Here is an 18,599-nt window from a genome sequence, read left to right as displayed (position 1 = left end):
AAGCCTCCCCCAGCAGCCCCATTCGAGATCGGCCCGACCATGAGCAACAAGCGCGTCCTGATCATCAGCCACGGCCATCCCGCCTTCTCGCTGGGCGGCGCGGAGGTGGCCTCCTACAACCTGCACCAGGGGCTTCACGACCTGCCCGGTTGGGAAAGCCATTACCTGGCCCGCACCTCCCCGCCGGTCACGCCGCACGGCAGCTCCGCCCTGATGGCGCTGCGCCAGAAAGAGCGGGAGGTCCTCTACCACGCAAACGACTACGACCATTTCCGGCTGTCGAACCGCAACCTGCCGGGGCTGGAGAAGGATTTCGTGCGCTACGTCCGCGACCTCCAGCCGGACGTGGTGAACTTTCACCATTTCCTGGGGCTGGGTATCGAGACGATCCAGGCGATCCGGCAGGCGCTGCCCCGCGTGCCAATCGTGGTGACCTTCCACGAGTATCTGTCCATCTGCCACCACCACGGCCAGATGGTGAAGACCAGCCGCAACACACTGTGCTACCGCGCCAGCCCGGCGGACTGCGCCGGCTGCTTCCCGCACATCGGCGAGGCCCAGTTCTTCAAGCGCGAGCTGTTCCTGAAGACCTTCCTGGAGCAGGCGGACTTCTACGTCAGCCCGTCGAACTTCCTGATCGACCGCTACGTCGACTGGGGCCTGCCCCGCGAGAAGTTCCGGATGATCGAGAACGGCCTGACCGTCGAAGGCATCGCCCCGCCCCGCCCGCTCGCCCGCGGCGGCAAGCGCAACCGCTTCGCCTTCTTCGGCCAGCTGACCGAGTTCAAGGGCGCCCATGTGCTGGTCGAGGCGATCGGCCGGGTCTCCGAAAAGGCGTGGGGCGAGGACGGCGCGCTGATGATCTTCGGCGGCAACCTGGAGCGCCAGCCCGAGGCCTACCAGAAGAAGTTCAACGAGGCGGTGGAGCGCGCCGGCGACCGCGTGCGCTTCTACGGCAGCTACCGCTCCGCCGAGCTGCCCGGCCTGATGAAGGACGTGGACTGGGTGGTGATGCCGTCCATCTGGTGGGAGAATTCGCCGGTGGTGATCCAGGAGGCGTTCCTGCACGGCCGCCCGATCATCTCCAGCAACATAGGCGGCATGGGCGAGAAGGTGACCCACGGCGTGGACGGCCTGCATTTCCGCAACGCCAGCGTCGAGGATCTGGTGGACCGCCTGACCGAGGCGCTGACCACGCCGGACCTGTGGGACCGGCTGCGCATGCGCATCCGCCGTCCCATCGACCGCGCGGAATGCGCACGCCGTCACGCCGACGTGTTCGACGCGCTGATCGCGAATGTGGGTGGTGGTGCCGTGTCGATGCCCGAGCGGGCGGTGGCGCAGAAGCCGTGATGGGGATGTTCGGGAGACGGGGCCCCACGTCCGGCACACGGGCCCCCACCCTAACCCTCCCCCGCTGCGCAGGGGAGGGAACTCCGCCGCATGCCCTTCAATCCCCTCCCCCGCCCAGCGGGGGAGGGTTAGGGTGGGGGCAATACGCCGGCATCCTCCTCACCACCCTCCTCCTCGCCACCCCCTCGCACGCCGCGGACCTCCGCGTCAGCGTCCCCCAGGGCGCTACGCTGGAGACCGTCTACGACCATCGCACCCAGGCCTGTGAGGATTGGGACGTGCCGGACGCCCCGGCGCGCGCCTGGAAGGCGGCGGACGGCAGCGTCCGGCTGCTCGCCGCGCACACCCGCGCGCGGACCTTGAGTGGCCCGTCGCTGAACGAGCTGCACCACGCCTGCAGCATCGTCTTCCAATCGGCCAAGCGCGACGACCCGGCGCGCTTCGACGACATGGGCTGGCTGACCTCGCCCTACACGCTCGACGGCACGACCGTCTACGGGCTGGTTCACAACGAGTACCACGGCCACAAGCGCCGCGACCTCTGCCCGACGGGCGACTACATGGCCTGCTGGTGGAACACGCTGACCCTCACCGTCTCGCACGACGGCGGGCAGAGCTTCGGGCCGGCGCGCTACGTCGCCGGGGTGCCCTACCGCTTCCGCGGCGATCTGGGGAAGCGGGCCGGGTTGTTCGCGCCGAGCAACATCGTCGAGCGCGACGGCTGGTACTACGCCATGGCCTTCGCCGAGGGCATCGGCGCGCAGAAGCGCGGCGTCTGCCTGATGCGCACCCGCGACCTCGCCGATCCGGCGTCCTGGCGGGCGTGGGACGGGCGGGACTTCACCGTCCGCTTCCGCGATCCCTACACCCAGGGCGAGGCCGATCCCGAGGCGTCGGTCTGCGCGCCGCTGCCGCCCGACCGGCTGCCCTTCACGGTCACCAGCCTCGTCCGCCACACGCCGAGCGGCCTCTACGTCGCGGTGATGGCCGGGCGGCGGGCGGAACGCAAAGGGGCGGAGCCGGTGTCCGGCGTGTGGGTATCGACCTCCGCCGACCTGATCGGCTGGTCCGCCCCCCGCCTCGCCTGGGCGGCACCGCTGCTCACCGACAAGAATTGCGCCGTGGACGAGACCTTCTACTACCCGGCCATTCTCGATCCGGACGCCAGAAGCCGGAATTTCGAGGACACGGATGGAAACGCCCAGCTCTATCTGACCCGGCTTGCCCAGAAAAATTGCAAGCCGACCAGGGATCGCGATCTGGTCCGAATAATGATCCGGGTTGAGCCGTCCCAAGGCGGCTAAAATTAATCAAGATAAAACCCGAACCCCGCAACCTTCCACCACCCCGACCCCAGGAGAATTAAATTGGCTAACATCCTAGTCATGATTCCCTCCGGCGAAGTCTATGACCATGACTGCGTGCGGTGGTACAGCTACCAGAACATTCAGCGTAGCATCAATCATTACCACAACATCGGCGACGCCTTCGTCTATGATTCCTCGCTGAAGCTGCTGACCTTTGACCGTCTCGACGTCGTGGAGATCCGCGAGTTCAAGCAGGAGGTGGTGGACCGGGCCAACGCCGAATACGATTACGTGTTCCTGCGCGGGTCGAACTACATCCACGACCACATGACCTGGCCGGAAGGCACCGAGCAGGTGCTGTCCAAGCTGCGCATCCCGGTCATCGCCTTCGGCGTCGGCGCCCAGGCCCCGGCCACCGGCAAGCTGACGCTGTCGGACGAGAGCAAGCGCATCTGGCAGATGTTCGCCGACAAGTCGACGACGCTCGGCGTGCGCGGCACCTACACCGCCGAAGTGCTGTGGGACCTCGGCATCAAGAACGTGCGCATCGTCGGCTGCCCGACCGCCTTCCGCAACCGCGATCCGGAGCTGCGCATCGACCTGCCGTCGCTGGACAGCGTGCGCAACGTCGGCATCACCATGCGTCGCGAGGTGTCCAGCCACTATTCGCCGGACGTGAAGACCTACCTCACCCGCCACCGCGACTTCGTCAAGGACATGAGCCGCCGCTTCGACACCGTCCTGATGATGCAGGGCGAGGTCGAGGAGAAGAAGCTGCTCTGGGGCACCGACGAGCAGAAGGCCGAGGCCTGGGACGAGCTGCACAACAACAACTGGCTGAAGAACTGGTACTTCGACGAGGAGTTGGACGAGCTGTACCGCTCGCGCCTGTGGTACTCGGACGTCGTTGCCGACTACGAGAACATCGTGCGCTCGAAGGACCTCGTGCTGGGCTACCGCCTGCACGGCAACCTGATGGCGCTGTCGAACGGCACGCCGTCGGTCTATTTCAGCTATGACAGCCGTACGGCGGAGTTCGCGGAGACCTTCGCGATCCCCTGCTACGACGTCTATTCCGACAAGCCCTTCGTCCTTGAGGAATACTGGGACCAGAGCCTGTTCGAGAAGTTCAACCGCACCTTCTACCAGCGCTACCGCGACATGCGGGAGTTCCTGGACGAGAACTACATCCCGCACCGCATGCCCAGCCCGACCGCGCGCAAGTCCCCGCAGCGCAAGGCGGCCTGACGGCGGTTGCCGCAAAGAGGGGCGCCGGTCCCGGAGGGCGTTCTCCGGGGCCGGCGCCCCGTTCCCGTTCTTTCTTCCGCTTACTCGCGAGTGCCCGCCATGCCCGATGTCGCCACGCCCGACTCCATGTCCTCCACTCCCGTCGCGGCGGAGCCTGCGGCGTCCGTCATCGAAGGCCGGGTGGACGCCGTCCAGGCCGGACGGATCTACGGCTGGGCCTGGGACCGCTCCTACCCTACCGACCGGTTGCAAGTCGAGTTCCGCGCCGAGATGCCGGACGGCCGCAGCGTCGTCCTGGGGCGCACGCTGGCCGACCGCCCGCGCGAGGATCTGGTCGGCGGCAATTTCGGCGACGGGCACCACGCCTTCGAGGCCGACCTCGCAATTCCGGACGGGCTCGACCCCACGCGCGTCGTCGCCGTGGTCGTCGCCCCAAGCACCGGCACCATCGCCACCTTCGCCCAGCCGAGCGCCGAGGAGAAGCTGCTAGAGCGCACACTCGCCCCGCATCTCGTGCGCATCGGCGCCGGGCTGGACGCCGCCCGCCGCGACCACCAGCAGATCGCCGCCGGCCAGCAGGGCATCGCCCGGCTGCTGCGCGAGACGCAGGAGCGCATCGCCACCGGCCAGGCCGGAGCCGGTGGTGCCGCCGCGGCGCAGCAGGCCGCCCTGTCGGACGCGCTCAACAGCCTTCAGGAGCGGGTCGCCGGGCTGGAGGTCTTCCTCGTCCGCATGGACACGACGCTGCGCGGCTTCGACGACGCGCTGAAGGTGAAGTCGGCCAAGTCGCACGCCCCCACGATCATAGCCGCCCTGGCCTCGGCCGTCGGGGCCTTCGCCGCGACGGTGATCGGGCTGGCGATCTTCGGGTAACGGCGGCCCGCCGCCCTCCCGGCTCCTACACCCAGACTCCGTTTCCTCGTCTTTCCAGGCGCTTCAGCCGCCGCCGAAACCGGCGGCGGCTTTGCCGTGCGCTGGTGGTGGACGCGCCGCCGTTCCGGGTGCCACCCTGTATGACCGCGTCCCGGCGGGATTGCGGGCCGCGGCGGCGTCCAGAATGCCCCTGAAGCGATCCGCATTCCAGACCGACAAGGCCGGCGGCCTTTACCGGGAGACATGCGACATGCCCGCAGATGGTCCTTCCATCCCTCCGACCTCCCCGCTTGGCGGCGACCTCATCACGCCCAAGGATCTCCACGCGATCACCGAAGCTCAGGAGATGGCGCGGCGGAAGGAGGCCCAGGAGCTTGAGAAGAAAAGGCAGGAGGAGCAGAGCGCGATCCACGACGCCTTCATGCACCAGCACGTCCGCCCGGACGCCAAGGAGCGCTTCACCCGTGCCGTCCGCGCGGCGGCGGAACGCGGGGAGACCGAAATCGAGATCGTGCGCTTTCCCAGCGGCTATTGCAGCGACGGCGGCCGGGCGATCAACAATATGTCGAGCCCGACCTAGCCGGACAGCCTCACCGGCTTCGTGCGGGAGGTCTACGACAGTTGCGGGCGATGTCGGCGTCTTCCTGCACTGGTGATCGCCGGCATCCGAACGCACCGACGCCCGGCCAAGGAATGGCCGGGCGCGGTCGTCGCCGAAAATGTGGAGAGATACCCCATCCTTACGCGGTCGGGCTGGCCTTGTTAGCCGAGGAGATGGTGTTGTTGGCGACGTTCTGGCTGATGCTGTCGGCGATGGACACGGCGGAGCGGCCGTTGTTGTTGTTGAAGATGTTGTCGTGCACGTCGAGCGTGATCGACCCGGCGCCCTTCAGGTGCTCCATGATGCCGCCGTTGTTGTTGAAGATCTCGTTGCCGTAGATCTTGTAGGTGACGCTGGTGCCCTGGTTCTGGCCGACCGAGATGCCGACGTTGGCGTTGCCGTAGATCGTGTTGTCGTAGATCTCGGTGCTCGACTTGGCGAGGATGCCGGCGCCGCGCGGGTTGTCGTAGATGGTGTTGCCGTGGATCTTCAGCGTGCTGTTGGCCTGGCTGTGGTCGTGGTACAGCCCGTGCGACCGGCCGTCGCCGCCGCCGGCGCCGTTGTTGAAGATCGTGTTGTCGGCGATCTCTCCGCTCAGGATGCGGCCGTTCCAGCCCGAATACACACCGTCGGTCCGCCAGCCGTTGTCGCTGATGGTGTTGTTGGTGAAGTACTGGTCGGTGTTGTCGGCGGAGTAATGCACGATGCCGTAGGCGCCGTTGCCGTCGATGGTGGAATGGTCGATCCGCAACCCGTGGGACGTGCCGCTGATGACGACGCCCGAGCCCTGGTTGTCGACGATCTGCGAGTTGGTGACCTTCACGTTGTCGGCGCCGCCGTTGAGCAGCAGGCCGGCATCGCCCGAGCCCTTCATGGTCAGGCTGTCGAAGGTGATGTTGTCCTTGTTGTTCAGGCTGACGGCGTAGCTGGAGCCGCTGGCCGCCTCGATCACCGGGTTGGCGCCGGTGCCGTAGGCGCCGTAGATGATCGGCTTGTCGGAGGTGCCGGAGGTCGAGGCCAGCAGGCTGTCGTGCCAGGTCTCGCCACGCTCGAACAGGACCAGCGAGCCGGCGGCGAAGTTGGTGGCGTTCACCTTGTCCAGCGACTTCCAGGCCTGGTTCGCGTCATGGCCGGAGTTGCTGTCGCTGCCGTTGGTCGCATCGACGTAGTAGATCTGCGAGGCCGGGGTGGACGGGTAGTCCGACGTGCCCGAGGATGGCGCCGTGGGGGCGGCCGGGGCCGCGGCGGCGGTCGTCGCGAAGAACTCCTTGGGAGCGGCGACGGCCAGCGTGCCGTTCCACCACATGTTGGCCTGACCCGGAACGACGTCCTTGCCGTCGAGCGCGCCCTTGTCATAGGTGACGGACGGATCGGTCGGGGCGACCTTGTGGCCGTTGATGGAGATGGCGTTGACCGTCAGGTTGCGGTCCTGCCCATCGACGGCGCCGTCGTTGTCGTACTGGATCTGAATCTTGTGCGCCTGATCGGCGGTCACGTTGGCGTCGAAGGAAAAATCCTTGGCATCGCCGCCCGCGGTGCCTTCGCCGACCACGGCGCCGTCCACCAGCAGCTTGAAATGGGGCGACACGCCGCCCGCGGCTGTGCCGGAGGCGTTCACGACGATCTTGGCAGTGGCGGCGGCAGCGGCCGTGGCGTCGGCCAGCGCCAGAGGCTGTGCGGTGGTCTGGAGTGCCTGGAGATGGAGAATTGAGTCCGGCGTTGCGGTGCTGTCGGCGGTCACCGGGGTGATGCTGTCGACAACAGCCTGGAACGGATCGGCAGCAGAATCACCGACAAAACCGGTCGTGTCGGCGTGGTTCTGATGATCAAGCTCAATGGCCATATGTTCCATGGTCTTTCACTCTTTCCTTTTTTACAGCGCCACGTTTGTGGCGGTGGGCGGGAATGTGCGCGGATCGCGCCGTCCCGCTTGCTGTGCGCTCAATCGTTTTCGACAGGACCGGAGCCTAACCAGCCCCGTGTGGCCTTAAATGGTTCGATTTTAGGATAATTAGTTTTTGAAATGCGCCAAATCCATCACAGGAACTTCCCTAACGAAGGAGGTAGTTCCTCGAATTTAAGCGCTAACACGAACGAGGTAACGCTTTCGGCAAATTCTTGAAATTGCAGCGAACTACAAGAATTTAGCCGCCGATTTCCGATGGATTCCTGCGCTGCACCCAGTGATTGGCCCCGTCGTCTTGTGACATTCCTGTTGAAGAAAGCTGGGATGCCACATACCATACGCCACACGGACAGTTCGATGAACGAACAATCCGTCTCGCCAGACAATCCAAAAATGATGAGCCGTGCCGACGGAAGCCCGGCCACCCATAAAGGGAAGGAATGAGGCATGAAGGACGTACAGCGCCCGCGTTGCGCGCGGAAGACCCCTTTTGACTCCTTCGCTTTTAAAAAGCCCTATGGAAGATCGCTCGCAAGCGGCACGGCCTTGGCCGGCGCGCTCGGCCTTCTGCTGATTCCGAACGCGGCCCAGGCCGCTTGGGAACCGACCAAATCGGTCGAATTCGTCGTCCCGGCGGGAACCGGCGGCGGCGCCGACCAGATGGCGCGGATGATCCAGGGCATCATTCAGAAGAACAACCTGATGGGCCAGCCCATCGTCGTCATCAACAAGTCGGGCGGCGCCGGTGCGGAAGGCTTCCTCGATGTCAAATCGTCGAACCGCAACCCGCACAAGATCATCATCACCCTGTCCAACCTGTTCACCACGCCCCTGGCGACCGGCGTTCCCTTCTCCTGGAAGGACATGACCCCGGTGGCGATGCTGGCGCTGGACAACTTCGTCCTGTGGGTGAACAGCGAGGCTCCGCAGAAATCGCCCAAGGAGTTCGTCGAGGCCGCCAAAGAGGGCGGCGCCAACCGCTTCAAGATGGGCGGCACCGGGTCCAAGCAGGAGGACCAGATCATCACCGCCGCCATCGAGCAGTCGGCGGGCGTAACCTTCACCTACGTCCCCTACAAGGGCGGCGGCGACGTGGCGGCCCAGCTCGTCGGCAACCACATCAACGCCAGCGTCAACAACCCGATCGAGGCGGTGTCGCAATGGCGGGCCGGCGCGCTGCGGCCCTTGTGCGTTTTCGACAAGGAGCGCATCCCGCTGAAAGAGCCGGTGGCCGACGGCAAGTCGTGGAACAGCATCCCGACCTGCAAGGAATCCGGGCTGGACGTCGAATACACCATGCTGCGCGGCATCTTCATGGGACCGGGCGTCACGCCGGACCAGATCGCCTATTACGTGGATCTCTTCAAGAAGGTCCGCGAGACGGAGGAGTGGAAGGACTTCATGGCGAAGGGGGCCTTCAACGTCAGCTTCAAGACCGGCGACGACTTCAAGACCTGGTTGACCGCGGCGGAAACCCAGCACAAGACCCTGATGGACAAGGCGGGCTTCACCAAACAATAGCCCTCCCGTCCGACGCGCGGCCCCCGGGGCATCGCGCCCCGGGCGCCCTCCCCCACCGTTCAGGTTTCTTGTGGGAGTGAGCCATGGAGCATGGAACGCAGAACAGTGATCCGGTCGTCTCGAACCGGACCATGGAAATCGTCGTCGCCGGTCTGTTCGCCCTGGTCGCCCTCGTGGTGATGGCCGACAGCGTCCGCGTCGGCAACGGCTGGGGGTCCGACGGACCGAAGGCCGGCTATTTCCCCTTCTATGTCGGCCTCATCATGCTGGTCAGCAGTCTGGCCACGCTGGCCGTCAACATCTGGCGCCACAGCGGCGAACGCACCGCCTTCGTCGAGAAACACCAGCTCGCCCTGGTTCTCAAGGTGCTGGTCCCCAGCGCCGTCTTCGTGATCCTGACCGCCTTCCTGGGCATCTATCTGTCGGCGGTGCTGTTCATCGCCTTCTTCATGCATTGGGTGGGCAAGTATCCGCTCAAGACGATCCTGCCCGTCGCCATCCTCGTGCCCGCGGGCCTCTTCGTGATGTTCGAGATCTGGTTCCTGGTTCCGCTTCCCAAGGGGCCGGTGGAGACGATGTTCGGGTTCTAACGGGGTTCGGGTTCTGACGGGTCCAGTTTTTACCAATCCAGTTTTTTAAAAGCCGGGGCGGCCGCGGGAACGGCCGCGCACACCGAAGCAGCGGCGGGCATCCGCGACGAACCAGCCCATGCGGCAGGGACGAACCCTGTCCTGCGCGCTCAAGACGCGACGTTTCCAGATGGAACGGGCGCGGATGCCGGAAAGGGAGGGAAACTTGGAAGCGCTCGGGTCACTCATACAGGGGTTCGGCGTGCTCGCCGATCCCATGAACATCGCCTACATGTTCATCGGCATCACGCTGGGCGTCCTGATCGGCGTGCTGCCGGGGCTGGGCGGGGCGAACGGGGTGGCGATCCTGCTGCCCCTGACCTTCAGCATGTCGCCGACCTCGGCCATCATCATGCTCTCCTGCATCTACTGGGGGGCGTTGTTCGGCGGGGCCATCACCTCGGTCCTCTTCAACATACCGGGCGAGCCGTGGTCGGTGGCGACCACCTTCGACGGTCACCCCATGGCGCAGAAGGGCCATGCGGGCGAGGCGCTGACAGCGGCCTTCACCTCGTCCTTCTTCGGGGCGTTCGTCGCGGTCCTGCTCATCACCTTCCTGGCCCCGGTGATCGCCGGCTTCGCCCTGCGCTTCGGCCCGGCGGAGTTCTTCGCGGTCCAGCTCCTGACATTCTGCAGTTTCGTCGGCATGGGCAGCGAATCCCCCTTCAAGGTGCTGTGCGCCATGATGCTGGGCTTCGCCTTGGCCGCGGTCGGCCTGGACAGCGTGACCGGCGAGTTGCGCATGACCTTCGGCTCGGTGGAACTGCTGCGCGGCTTCGACTTCCTGATCGCGGTCATCGGCCTGTTCGGCATCGGCGAGATCCTCCTGACCATGGAGGAAGGTCTGGCCTTCAAGGGCAAGAGCGCCAAAATCAACGCCAAGGTCGTGTGGGAGACCTGGAAGAGCCTGCCCCGCTACTGGATGACCGCCATCCGCGGCTCCATCGTCGGCTGCTGGATGGGCATCACACCCGGCGGCGCCACGCCGGCCTCCTTCATGAGCTACGGCCTCGCCAAGCGCTTCTCCAAGAACCGCCAGAATTTCGGCAACGGCGAGATGGAGGGGGTGGTCGCTCCGGAAACCGCGGCCCACGCCGCCGGCACCAGCGCGCTTCTGCCCATGCTGACTCTGGGCATCCCCGGCTCGCCCACCGCGGCGGTGCTGCTGGGCGGCCTGCTGATCTGGGGGCTCCAGCCCGGCCCGCTGCTCTTCGTGGAGCAGAAGGAGTTCGTCTGGGGCCTGATCGCCAGCATGTATCTGGGCAACATCGCCGGCCTGATCGTGGTGCTGACCACGGTTCCGGTCTTCGCCTCGATCCTGCGCATTCCCTTCAGCATCATCGCGCCGGTGATCGTGGTGATCTGCGCGGTCGGTGCCTACACGGTGCACAACGCCTTCCTCGACATCGTCATGATGCTGGTGTTCGGCGTCGTCGGCTACGTCTTCAAGAAGCTGTCCTACCCGCTGGCCCCGCTGGTGCTGGCCCTGGTGCTGGGCGACATGGCCGAAAGCTCCTTCCGGCAGGCCATGCTGGTGTCGCAGGGCGATCTGGCGATCTTCTGGTCCAACCCGCTGGTCGGCAGCATCGTCACGCTGGCGCTGGTCATGCTGTTCTGGCCGGTGTTCTCCGCCCTGCTGCGCAAGCGCCAGTCCCGGCAGGACGGCGGGACCCAGGTCATCCCCGTGAAATAGGTCATCCCCGTGAAATAGGTCATCCCCGTGACATAGCTCCACCCAATCCTCCGCCGGCGTCCGGGACGGGAAGCCCGGCGGGGGACCTTCTTCTCACATCGGGGGGTTCGGGACGATGGACACGTCCGATTTCATGATCGCTCTGCTCCAGATCATCTGGATCGACATCCTGCTGAGCGGCGACAACGCGCTCGTCATCGCGCTGGCCTGCCGCTCGCTGCCGCCGAAGCAACAGAAGATCGGCGTCTTCCTCGGCACCGCCGCCGCCATCGTGCTGCGCGTGCTGTTCGCCGTCATCATCGCCTATCTGCTGGCCATTCCGTATCTGAAGATCATCGGCGGGGCGCTGCTGTTCTGGATCGCCATCAAGCTGATGCTGCCGACCGAGGAGGAGGAGCAGGCGGAGCATGCCGGCACCTCCGCCGGGCTGTGGGGGGTGGTCCGCACCATCGTGATCGCCGACGCGGTGATGAGCCTGGACAACGTCATCGCCATCGCCGCCGCCTCGCACGGCAACACGGTGCTTCTGATCCTGGGGCTCGCCATCAGCATTCCGCTGATCGTGTTCGGCAGCACCCTGATCCTGAAGGCCATCGAACGGCTGCCGGCCCTGGTCTATGCCGGCGCCGGGCTGCTCGGCTACATCGCGGCGGAGGTCATCCTCACCGACCCGAGCATCCATTCCCACGTGACGGAAAGCCTGCCGGTGCTGACCGGGACGGCGCCCTTCGTCGCGGCGCTGGGGGTGATGACGGCCGGTTTCCTGATGGCCCGCAACATCAATCGCCGCCGCGCCGTGGTGGAAACCGATCCGGCCTGAGAACTTCTCAGCAGGAGGACGGGCGACGGGGCTCGCGGCAGCGACCGCCCCGGACCGCCCGGAAACGGCTCGGCAGGGCCATGGCGCGCACATCGGTGGTGATCTCGGAGATGAGCCCCGGATCGTTCCGCAAAATCTCCGTCACCACGGCGGCCAAGCCGGCCAGGGCGAACACGACGGCAAGGCTCTCCAACATGGGGAACTCCGGACTCTGACCACACTCATGCTGCGTTGCAGCAGAGATGACGCAAAGTCCGTTGGGGAGCAAGGGATAAGAAAACGAGCATTTCGTATACCAGACACGCAGCAGGAGCCGGACACAGGCTCCGCACCGCCAGTTCAGGGAGGAACGTCGAGATGCAAGCGAAGGATGTCATGACATCGCCGGTCATCACGGTGGCGCTGGACACCCCCGTGCCGGACATCGCCGAACTGCTTTTGACCCATCGGATCAGCGGCTTGCCGGTCGTCGACCAGGACGGCCGCGCCGTCGGCATCATAAGCGAGGGGGACCTTCTGCGCCGGGTGGAGACGGGAACCGACCGTCCGCGCGCCCGCTGGCTGGAGATGCTGGTGGGCCGCAACGTGCAGGCCGCCGACTTCCTGAAGACCCATGGGCGCTGCGCGCGCGACGTCATGTCGCGCCCGGTCCAGGCCGTCTCGCCCGACACCGAGATCGCGGAGATCGCTGACCTGATGGAGGACAAGCGGATCAAGCGCGCCCCCGTCCTGGTGGACGGGCGCCCGGTCGGCATCATCAGCCGGGCCAACCTGCTGCACGGGCTGCTCCGCAACCGGCGGGGTGCCGCCGGTGTCGGCGCGTCCGGCGACGAGGCGATCCGCGCCGCCCTGCTGGAGGAACTGGGCAGCCAGTCCTGGGTGGACCTCAATCAGGTCAACATCGTCGTCAACGACGGGGTCGTGCAGCTCTGGGGTGTGGTGGATAGCGAGGAGCAGCGCCGCGCCCTCCACACCGCGGCGAGCGGCGTGAGCGGCGTGAAGCGCGTGGAGGAGCATTTGAACCGGAACCGCTTCGTCGGGTGATCCCCGCCCACCCGCCCCATCGAAGGAGCAGCCCGATGCCGCCACCCGAACTGTCCGTCCAGCCCCTGGATTCCGGCGCCACCTTTCGCAACCAGGTTTATCGACGATTGAAGCAAGCCATCATCCAGATGGACATCTACGACCACCCCGGCGACGTCCGGCTGGACGAACGCCAGCTAAGCGGCCTGCTGGGCGTCAGCCGGACCCCGATCCGCGAGGCCCTGACCCTGCTGGAGCAGGAGGGGCTGGTGCGGCTGGAGCCGCGGCGGGGGATCTACATCGTCCGCAAGACCAAGACCGAGATCATCGAGATGATCATCGCCTGGGCGGCGCTGGAGAGCATGGCGACCCGCCTCGCCGCCGAACGCGCCACCGAGGAGGACATCGGCACGCTGTGGGACATCTTCCGCAGCTTCGAGGAGCAGGCGCCCTCCGACAACATCCAGGAATATTCCGACGCCAACATCGAGTTCCACAAGGCGATCATCCGCCTCAGCCGGGCGCGCATCCTGGAAACGCTGACCGACAACCTGTTCATCCACATGCGGGCCATCCGCAAGCTGTCGATCCGGCAGGACAACCGGGCCGAACAGTCGATGCACGAGCACCGCGACATCATCCGGGCGCTGGAGCGGCGCGACGGCGAACTGGCCGAGCGTCTGGCGCGCGAGCACACGCTGGGTCTGGCCGCCCATGTCGAGCGGCACGGCGATTTCCTCGACTGGCTGCGGCTGGCCGAGGTCCGGGGCGCCGATGTCAAGGCCGCGTTCAAGGATGGTTTGCCGTTGATGTAGAGCGGCTGAAAGACCGTGCTTTAATCCTCTCCCCTTTGGGGAGAGGGTGGCCCGGAGGGCCGGTGAGGGGGTTGCGCTTGTGCCGAACGCCCCGACACGCGCACCCCCTCACCCTGCCCCTCTCCCCAGAGGGGAGAGGGGAAACACGCTCCGCTCACTTCATCGACGGGAAGGAAAACTGCGCACCTTCGCGCACGCCGCCCGCCGGCCAGCGCTGGGTGATCGTCTTGCGCCGGGTGTAGAAGCGCACGCCGTCCGGCCCGTAGGCCGCCAGATCGCCGAACAGCGACCGCTTCCAGCCGCCGAAGCTGTGGTAGGACACCGGCACCGGCAACGGCACATTCACCCCGACCATGCCGACCTTGATCGCGTCGGTGAAGTAGCGCGCGGCCTCGCCGTCGCGGGTGAACAGGCAGGTGCCGTTGCCGTACTCGTGGGCGTCGATCAGATCCATGCCCTCCTGCATCGTCGCCACGCGCACGACGCAGAGGACCGGGCCGAAGATCTCCTCCCGGTAGATTCTCATGTCCGGCGTCACCCGGTCGAACAGGCAGCCGCCGAGGAAGAAGCCGCCCTCGTTCCCCGGCACCACCAGCCCGCGGCCGTCGACCACCAACTCCGCCCCTTCGGCGACGCCCTGGTCGACAAAGCCCTTCACCTTCTCAAAATGGGCGCGGGTGACCAGAGGACCCATGTCGCAGCCGGCGCCGGTCCCCGCCCCGACTTTGAGGGCGCGCACCTGCTCCGCCAGCATCACCACCACGCGGTCGGCGGTTTCATCGCCCACCGCGACGACCACGGAGATCGCCATGCAACGCTCCCCGCAGGAGCCGTAGGCCGCCCCCATGATCGCGCTGACCGCGTTGTCGAGGTCGGCGTCGGGCATGACGATGGCGTGGTTCTTGGCCCCGCCCAATGCCTGCACCCGTTTCCCATGGGCGGTGCCGGTGGCGTAGACATACTCGGCGACCGGGGTGGAGCCGACAAAGCTGACCGCCTGGACGCGCGGGTCGGTCAGCAGCGTGTCGACCGCCTCCTTGTCGCCGTGGACGACGTTCAGCACTCCCGGCGGCAGGCCCGCCTCCTGGGCAAGTTGCGCGACGAGCAGGGAGGCGCTGGGGTCGCGCTCCGACGGCTTCAGGATGAAGCTGTTGCCGCAGGCCACGGCGACCGGAAACATCCACAGCGGGACCATCGCCGGGAAGTTGAAGGGCGTGATGCCCGCCACGACGCCCAGCGGCTGGAACTCCGACCAGCTGTCGATGCCCGGTCCGACATTCTTGGAATGCTTACCCTTCAGCAGATCGGCGATGCCGCAGGCATATTCGACGTTCTCGATGCCGCGGGTCAGCTCGCCGCGGGCGTCCTCCAACGTCTTGCCGTGCTCCCGCGTGATCGCCGCGCAGATGCGGTCGGCGTTGTCCTCCAGCAATTGGCGGAAGCGGAACATCACCCGCGCCCGCTTGGCCGGCGGCGTTGCCCGCCACGCCGGGAATGCGGCCTCTGCGGCGGCAATGGCCGATTCCACGGTGGCGCGGCTGGCCAGCGGGACGCGGCCGACGGTCTCGCCCGTCGCCGGGTTCACGATGGCGGCGCTGCGGGTCTCGGCGGGGGCGTCGGCCCTGCCGCCGATGAGGTGCGGAACGAGAGTCATGGCTCTTCCATTGTCCTCCGTCGATGGCTCAGGCGGTCGCCTGGATGGCGTCGGAAACGGCGTTCATCAGCCGGTCGAGGTCTTCGCGCTCGCTGATGAAATGCGGGCCGAACTGCAGCGTGTCGCCGCCGAAGCGGACGTAGAAGCCCGCCTTCCAGCACTGCATGGCGATTTCGTAGGGGCGGCGGGCGGGCTCGCCCGGCAGGGCCGCGATCTGCACCGCGCCGCATAGCCCGTAGTTGCGGATGTCGGTGACGTGTTTCAGCCCCTTCAGCCCGTGCAGCACCGTCTCGAAATGCGGGGCGAGCGCCGCCGCCTTCTCGGCCAGCCGGTCCCGTTCGAACAGCTCCAGCGCGGCGAGGCCGGCGGCGCAGGCAACGGGGTGGGCGGAGTAGGTGTAGCCGTGCGGGAACTCGACCATGTAGTCGGCGCCGCCGTTGTCCATGAAGGTCCGGTAGATCTCCTGGCTGGCGACGACCGCCCCCATCGGCACCGCGCCGTTGGTCAGGCCCTTGGCGACGTTCATGATGTCGGGGACCACGCCGAAGGCGTCGGCGCCGAAGGCGGCCCCCATGCGGCCGAAGCCGGTGATCACCTCGTCGAAGATCAGCAGGATGTTGTGCTTGTCGCACAGCTCCCGCAGCCGCTTCAGATAGCCCTTGGGCGGCGGCAGCACGCCCGCCGAGCCGGCCAGCGGCTCCACGATCACCGCGGCGATGTTGGAGGCGTCGTGCAGGGCAACCAGCTCCTCCAGCGCGTCGGCCAGTTCGGCGCCCTGCTCCGGCAGGCCCTTGGTGAAGGCGTTCTGCGGCAGCAGCGTGTGCGGCAGATGGTCGGCCTCGACGCCCGAGCCGAACAGTTTGCGGTTGCCGCCGATGCCGCCCAGGCTGATGCCGCCGAAATTGACGCCGTGATAGCCCTTCGACCGGCCGATCAGCTTGGTCTTGGTCGGCTGGCCCTTCAGCCGCCAATAGGCCCGCGCCATCTTCAGCGACGTATCGGTCGCTTCCGACCCCGAATTGACGAAGAACACATGGTCGAGCCCGGCCGGCGTCATCGAGGCCAGCTTGTGCGCCAGCTTGAAGGCGGCGGGGTGGCCGAACTGGAAGGCCGGGCTGTAGTCCAGCTCTCCGATCTGGCGGGCCACCGCCTCGCTGATCTCGCGGCGGCTGTGCCCGGCGCCGCAGCACCACAGGCCGGAGAGGCTGTCGTAGATCTTCCGCCCCTCGGCGTCCCAATACCAAGCCCCCTCGGCGCGGGCGATCAGGCGCGGGTTCGCCTTGAACTCGCGGTTCGCCGTGAAGGGCATCCAGTGGGCGTCCAGCTCCTCGCGCGTCAGCCCGACGGTCGGGGCGGTTCCGGCTTTCTGGCTCTCGTCCAACGGCGGCATCGGGCGGCACTCCTGCTGGTTCGGGTGGGCGTCGGGGATCGTTCCGGAAAACAGTGTGCGCGGAGGCTTGGTTGCGGTTAAATCCAAACCATTCAAACCTTACGCAAACATCCACTTACCTATCCATGACCAAGCCCGCCCGCCCCTTGAGCGGCCTCAACGACGCCGACCTGCGCCTGCTGCGCGTCTTCAAGACGGTGGTGGAGTGCGGCGGCTTTTCCGCGGCGGAGGTGGAGCTGAACATCAGCCGCGCCGCCATCAGCCTGCACATGGCCGATCTGGAACGGCGGCTGGGGCTGCGGCTGTGCCGGCGCGGGCGGGCGGGCTTCCTGCTGACCGACGATGGGCGCATGGCCTACGAGGCGGCGCTGCGCCTGTTCGCCGGGCTGGAGAGCTTCCGCAGCGAGATCAACGCGGCGCACGGGCGGCTGCGCGGCGAATTGAACATCGGCATCACCGACAACCTCGTCACCATGCCGAAGATGCGCGTTACCGACGCGCTGCGCGGCCTGAAGCAGCAGGGGCCGGAGGTGCGGGTGAACATCCGCATGATCCCGCCCAACGAGATCGAGCGCGGCGTGCTGGACGGGCGCCTGCATGTCGGCGTCGTGCCCGCGCGCCGCGCCCTGCCCGGCTTGGACCGTCTGCCGCTGTACCAGGAGGAGTCACACCTTTACTGCGGGCGCGGCCATTCGCTGTTCGATGCGCAGACGGTGCCTGACGCCGCGGTGGAGGCCGCCGACGCCGTGGCCCCGACCGAGGCGCAGCAGGTGCCGGAGGCGGCGGGGGTGCAGCAGGCGCTGACCGCCACCGCCACCGCGACCGACCGCGAGGGCGTGGCCTTCCTGATCCTGACCGGCTGCTACGTCGGCTTCCTGCCCACCCATTACGCGCGGCAATGGGTCGAGCGCGGCGCGATGCGCGCCCTGCTGCCGGAGCGCTTCCATTACGCCCAGGAGTTCCAGGCGGTCACCAAGAAGGGCGCGCAGCCCAATCTGGTGCTGGAACGGTTTCTCGACCTGCTGAGACGGACGGGGCTGGAGGGAGAAGGCGGACCCCAAAAACAAGGGTGATTTTCATTGACGCCGGCCCCCTCACGCCCCACCGTAATTGAGGGGAATACGAACAAAGAACCGATGGGGGAGCGCGGCCATGGTGATGCTGACCGAACAGTTCATCATCGACTACCTGCTGTTCGCCGCCGTCCTTCTCACCGTCACCTGTTCCCTGCTCGGCAGCTTCTTTCTCAGCGCGCTCAGCCGCCAGACGGGAGCCCTGTCCCGCCTGCTGCTTTGGGGCGTTCCGGCGACCCTGCTCAGCACCGCCCTGTGGTCGCTGGCCATGCCGATAGACCGGGCGCTGGTCGTCGGTGCCGCCACCGCCGGAGCGACGCTCATCGGGCAGCATCTCCTCCCCTTCGGTCCGGTCGGCCAAGCCGGCTGCTGGTCATGGGACGCGCTGGTCTTCCGCGGTCTGTCCTGGACCGGGCGCACCGCCCTGATGCTCGCCCCCGCCGTTTGGCTCGGCGGCATGCCGCCCTGGATCTTGTGGTTCGCGCTGGCCGGAGCGATGAACGCCGCCATCTTCGCCCTGTGCCAGTTGCGCGGCACCAACCCGGCGCTGCGCCGGTCGGTGGAGCAGGGCGACGTTTTGTGGGGTGGCTCCCAAGGGGCGGTTCTGGGCGGCCTGCCGGCGTTCCTAATGCTGCTGTGACGGAGCCCCGATAAATTGGGGATGATTCCATCGTACTCATACGAAAATATACC

The 18,599-nt window shown here is 66.7% G+C and carries 17 protein-coding genes; 13 read left to right on the top strand and 4 right to left on the bottom strand.

Going from position 1 to position 18,599, the window contains the following annotated elements:
* The first annotated feature begins 39 nt into the window (after positions 1–39).
* The 5 genes from JJL56_RS26070 to JJL56_RS26050 all read left to right on the top strand — a co-directional run bounded on the left by JJL56_RS26070 (position 40) and on the right by JJL56_RS26050 (position 5,361).
* On the top strand, positions 40–1,353 hold the full coding sequence (locus JJL56_RS26070; protein WP_119508187.1) for a glycosyltransferase family 4 protein: 1,314 nt from the start codon (positions 40–42) through the stop codon (positions 1,351–1,353).
* A 278-nt stretch (positions 1,354–1,631) separates the two neighbouring features.
* Positions 1,632–2,657, top strand: a complete 1,026-nt coding sequence (locus JJL56_RS26065; protein ID WP_200486858.1) for a hypothetical protein — start codon at positions 1,632–1,634, stop codon at positions 2,655–2,657.
* 63 nt (positions 2,658–2,720) lie between these two features.
* Entirely contained in the window at positions 2,721–3,908 is a 1,188-nt protein-coding gene (locus tag JJL56_RS26060; RefSeq protein WP_145624174.1) for a polysaccharide pyruvyl transferase family protein, read from the top strand.
* Between the two features lie 99 nt (positions 3,909–4,007).
* Positions 4,008–4,781 (top strand): hypothetical protein, encoded by a 774-nt coding sequence (locus JJL56_RS26055; RefSeq protein WP_200486857.1) that lies wholly within the window; start codon positions 4,008–4,010, stop codon positions 4,779–4,781.
* Positions 4,782–5,031: 250 nt separating this feature from the next.
* Positions 5,032–5,361, top strand: a complete 330-nt coding sequence (locus JJL56_RS26050) for a hypothetical protein (protein ID WP_200486856.1) — start codon at positions 5,032–5,034, stop codon at positions 5,359–5,361.
* Between the two features lie 160 nt (positions 5,362–5,521).
* Here JJL56_RS26050 and JJL56_RS26045 read toward each other — a convergent pair whose 3' ends face one another.
* The gene (locus JJL56_RS26045) at positions 5,522–7,225 is read right to left on the bottom strand and encodes a right-handed parallel beta-helix repeat-containing protein (RefSeq protein ID WP_425599148.1); all 1,704 of its coding nucleotides are present in this window, start codon (positions 7,223–7,225) and stop codon (positions 5,522–5,524) included.
* Between the two features lie 609 nt (positions 7,226–7,834).
* On the opposite strand from JJL56_RS26045, the gene JJL56_RS26040 reads away from it, so the two are divergent.
* The 4 genes from JJL56_RS26040 to JJL56_RS26025 all read left to right on the top strand — a co-directional run bounded on the left by JJL56_RS26040 (position 7,835) and on the right by JJL56_RS26025 (position 11,951).
* Positions 7,835–8,809: a Bug family tripartite tricarboxylate transporter substrate binding protein gene (locus JJL56_RS26040; RefSeq protein WP_247891261.1), complete on the top strand. Its 975-nt coding sequence runs from the start codon at positions 7,835–7,837 to the stop codon at positions 8,807–8,809.
* A gap of 83 nt (positions 8,810–8,892) precedes the next feature.
* A complete protein-coding gene (locus JJL56_RS26035; protein WP_149163878.1) occupies positions 8,893–9,399 on the top strand; it encodes a tripartite tricarboxylate transporter TctB family protein in 507 nt (168 codons plus the stop codon).
* Between the two features lie 241 nt (positions 9,400–9,640).
* The gene (locus tag JJL56_RS26030; protein ID WP_247889337.1) at positions 9,641–11,131 is read left to right on the top strand and encodes a tripartite tricarboxylate transporter permease; all 1,491 of its coding nucleotides are present in this window, start codon (positions 9,641–9,643) and stop codon (positions 11,129–11,131) included.
* Between the two features lie 115 nt (positions 11,132–11,246).
* Positions 11,247–11,951: a TerC family protein gene (locus JJL56_RS26025; RefSeq protein WP_200486854.1), complete on the top strand. Its 705-nt coding sequence runs from the start codon at positions 11,247–11,249 to the stop codon at positions 11,949–11,951.
* Between the two features lie 7 nt (positions 11,952–11,958).
* Here the strand turns inward: JJL56_RS26025 and JJL56_RS26020 are convergent, their stop codons facing one another.
* Entirely contained in the window at positions 11,959–12,147 is a 189-nt protein-coding gene (locus tag JJL56_RS26020) for a hypothetical protein (RefSeq protein ID WP_145624190.1), read from the bottom strand.
* A 161-nt stretch (positions 12,148–12,308) separates the two neighbouring features.
* Between JJL56_RS26020 and JJL56_RS26015 the strand changes: the two genes are divergently transcribed.
* Both JJL56_RS26015 and JJL56_RS26010 read left to right on the top strand, forming a co-directional pair.
* On the top strand, positions 12,309–12,995 hold the full coding sequence (locus JJL56_RS26015; protein WP_145624192.1) for a CBS domain-containing protein: 687 nt from the start codon (positions 12,309–12,311) through the stop codon (positions 12,993–12,995).
* A gap of 35 nt (positions 12,996–13,030) precedes the next feature.
* Positions 13,031–13,789: a GntR family transcriptional regulator gene (locus tag JJL56_RS26010; protein WP_145624194.1), complete on the top strand. Its 759-nt coding sequence runs from the start codon at positions 13,031–13,033 to the stop codon at positions 13,787–13,789.
* A 154-nt stretch (positions 13,790–13,943) separates the two neighbouring features.
* Here JJL56_RS26010 and JJL56_RS26005 read toward each other — a convergent pair whose 3' ends face one another.
* On the bottom strand, positions 13,944–15,443 hold the full coding sequence (locus JJL56_RS26005; RefSeq protein WP_200486853.1) for a CoA-acylating methylmalonate-semialdehyde dehydrogenase: 1,500 nt from the start codon (positions 15,441–15,443) through the stop codon (positions 13,944–13,946).
* Positions 15,444–15,471: 28 nt separating this feature from the next.
* Entirely contained in the window at positions 15,472–16,833 is a 1,362-nt protein-coding gene (gene aptA / locus JJL56_RS26000; RefSeq protein ID WP_200486852.1) for an omega-aminotransferase AptA, read from the bottom strand.
* 125 nt (positions 16,834–16,958) lie between these two features.
* Between aptA and JJL56_RS25995 the strand changes: the two genes are divergently transcribed.
* Both JJL56_RS25995 and JJL56_RS25990 read left to right on the top strand, forming a co-directional pair.
* The gene (locus JJL56_RS25995) at positions 16,959–17,906 is read left to right on the top strand and encodes a LysR family transcriptional regulator (protein ID WP_200486851.1); all 948 of its coding nucleotides are present in this window, start codon (positions 16,959–16,961) and stop codon (positions 17,904–17,906) included.
* A gap of 79 nt (positions 17,907–17,985) precedes the next feature.
* Positions 17,986–18,546 (top strand): hypothetical protein, encoded by a 561-nt coding sequence (locus JJL56_RS25990; protein WP_145624202.1) that lies wholly within the window; start codon positions 17,986–17,988, stop codon positions 18,544–18,546.
* The last annotated feature ends 53 nt before the right edge of the window (positions 18,547–18,599 follow it).

This window comes from Azospirillum aestuarii, assembly GCF_016632405.1.
GTDB lineage: Bacteria > Pseudomonadota > Alphaproteobacteria > Azospirillales > Azospirillaceae > Azospirillum > Azospirillum aestuarii.
The sequence above is the reverse complement of the archived record's forward strand: the minus strand, read 5'-3'. Positions and strand labels throughout refer to the sequence as shown.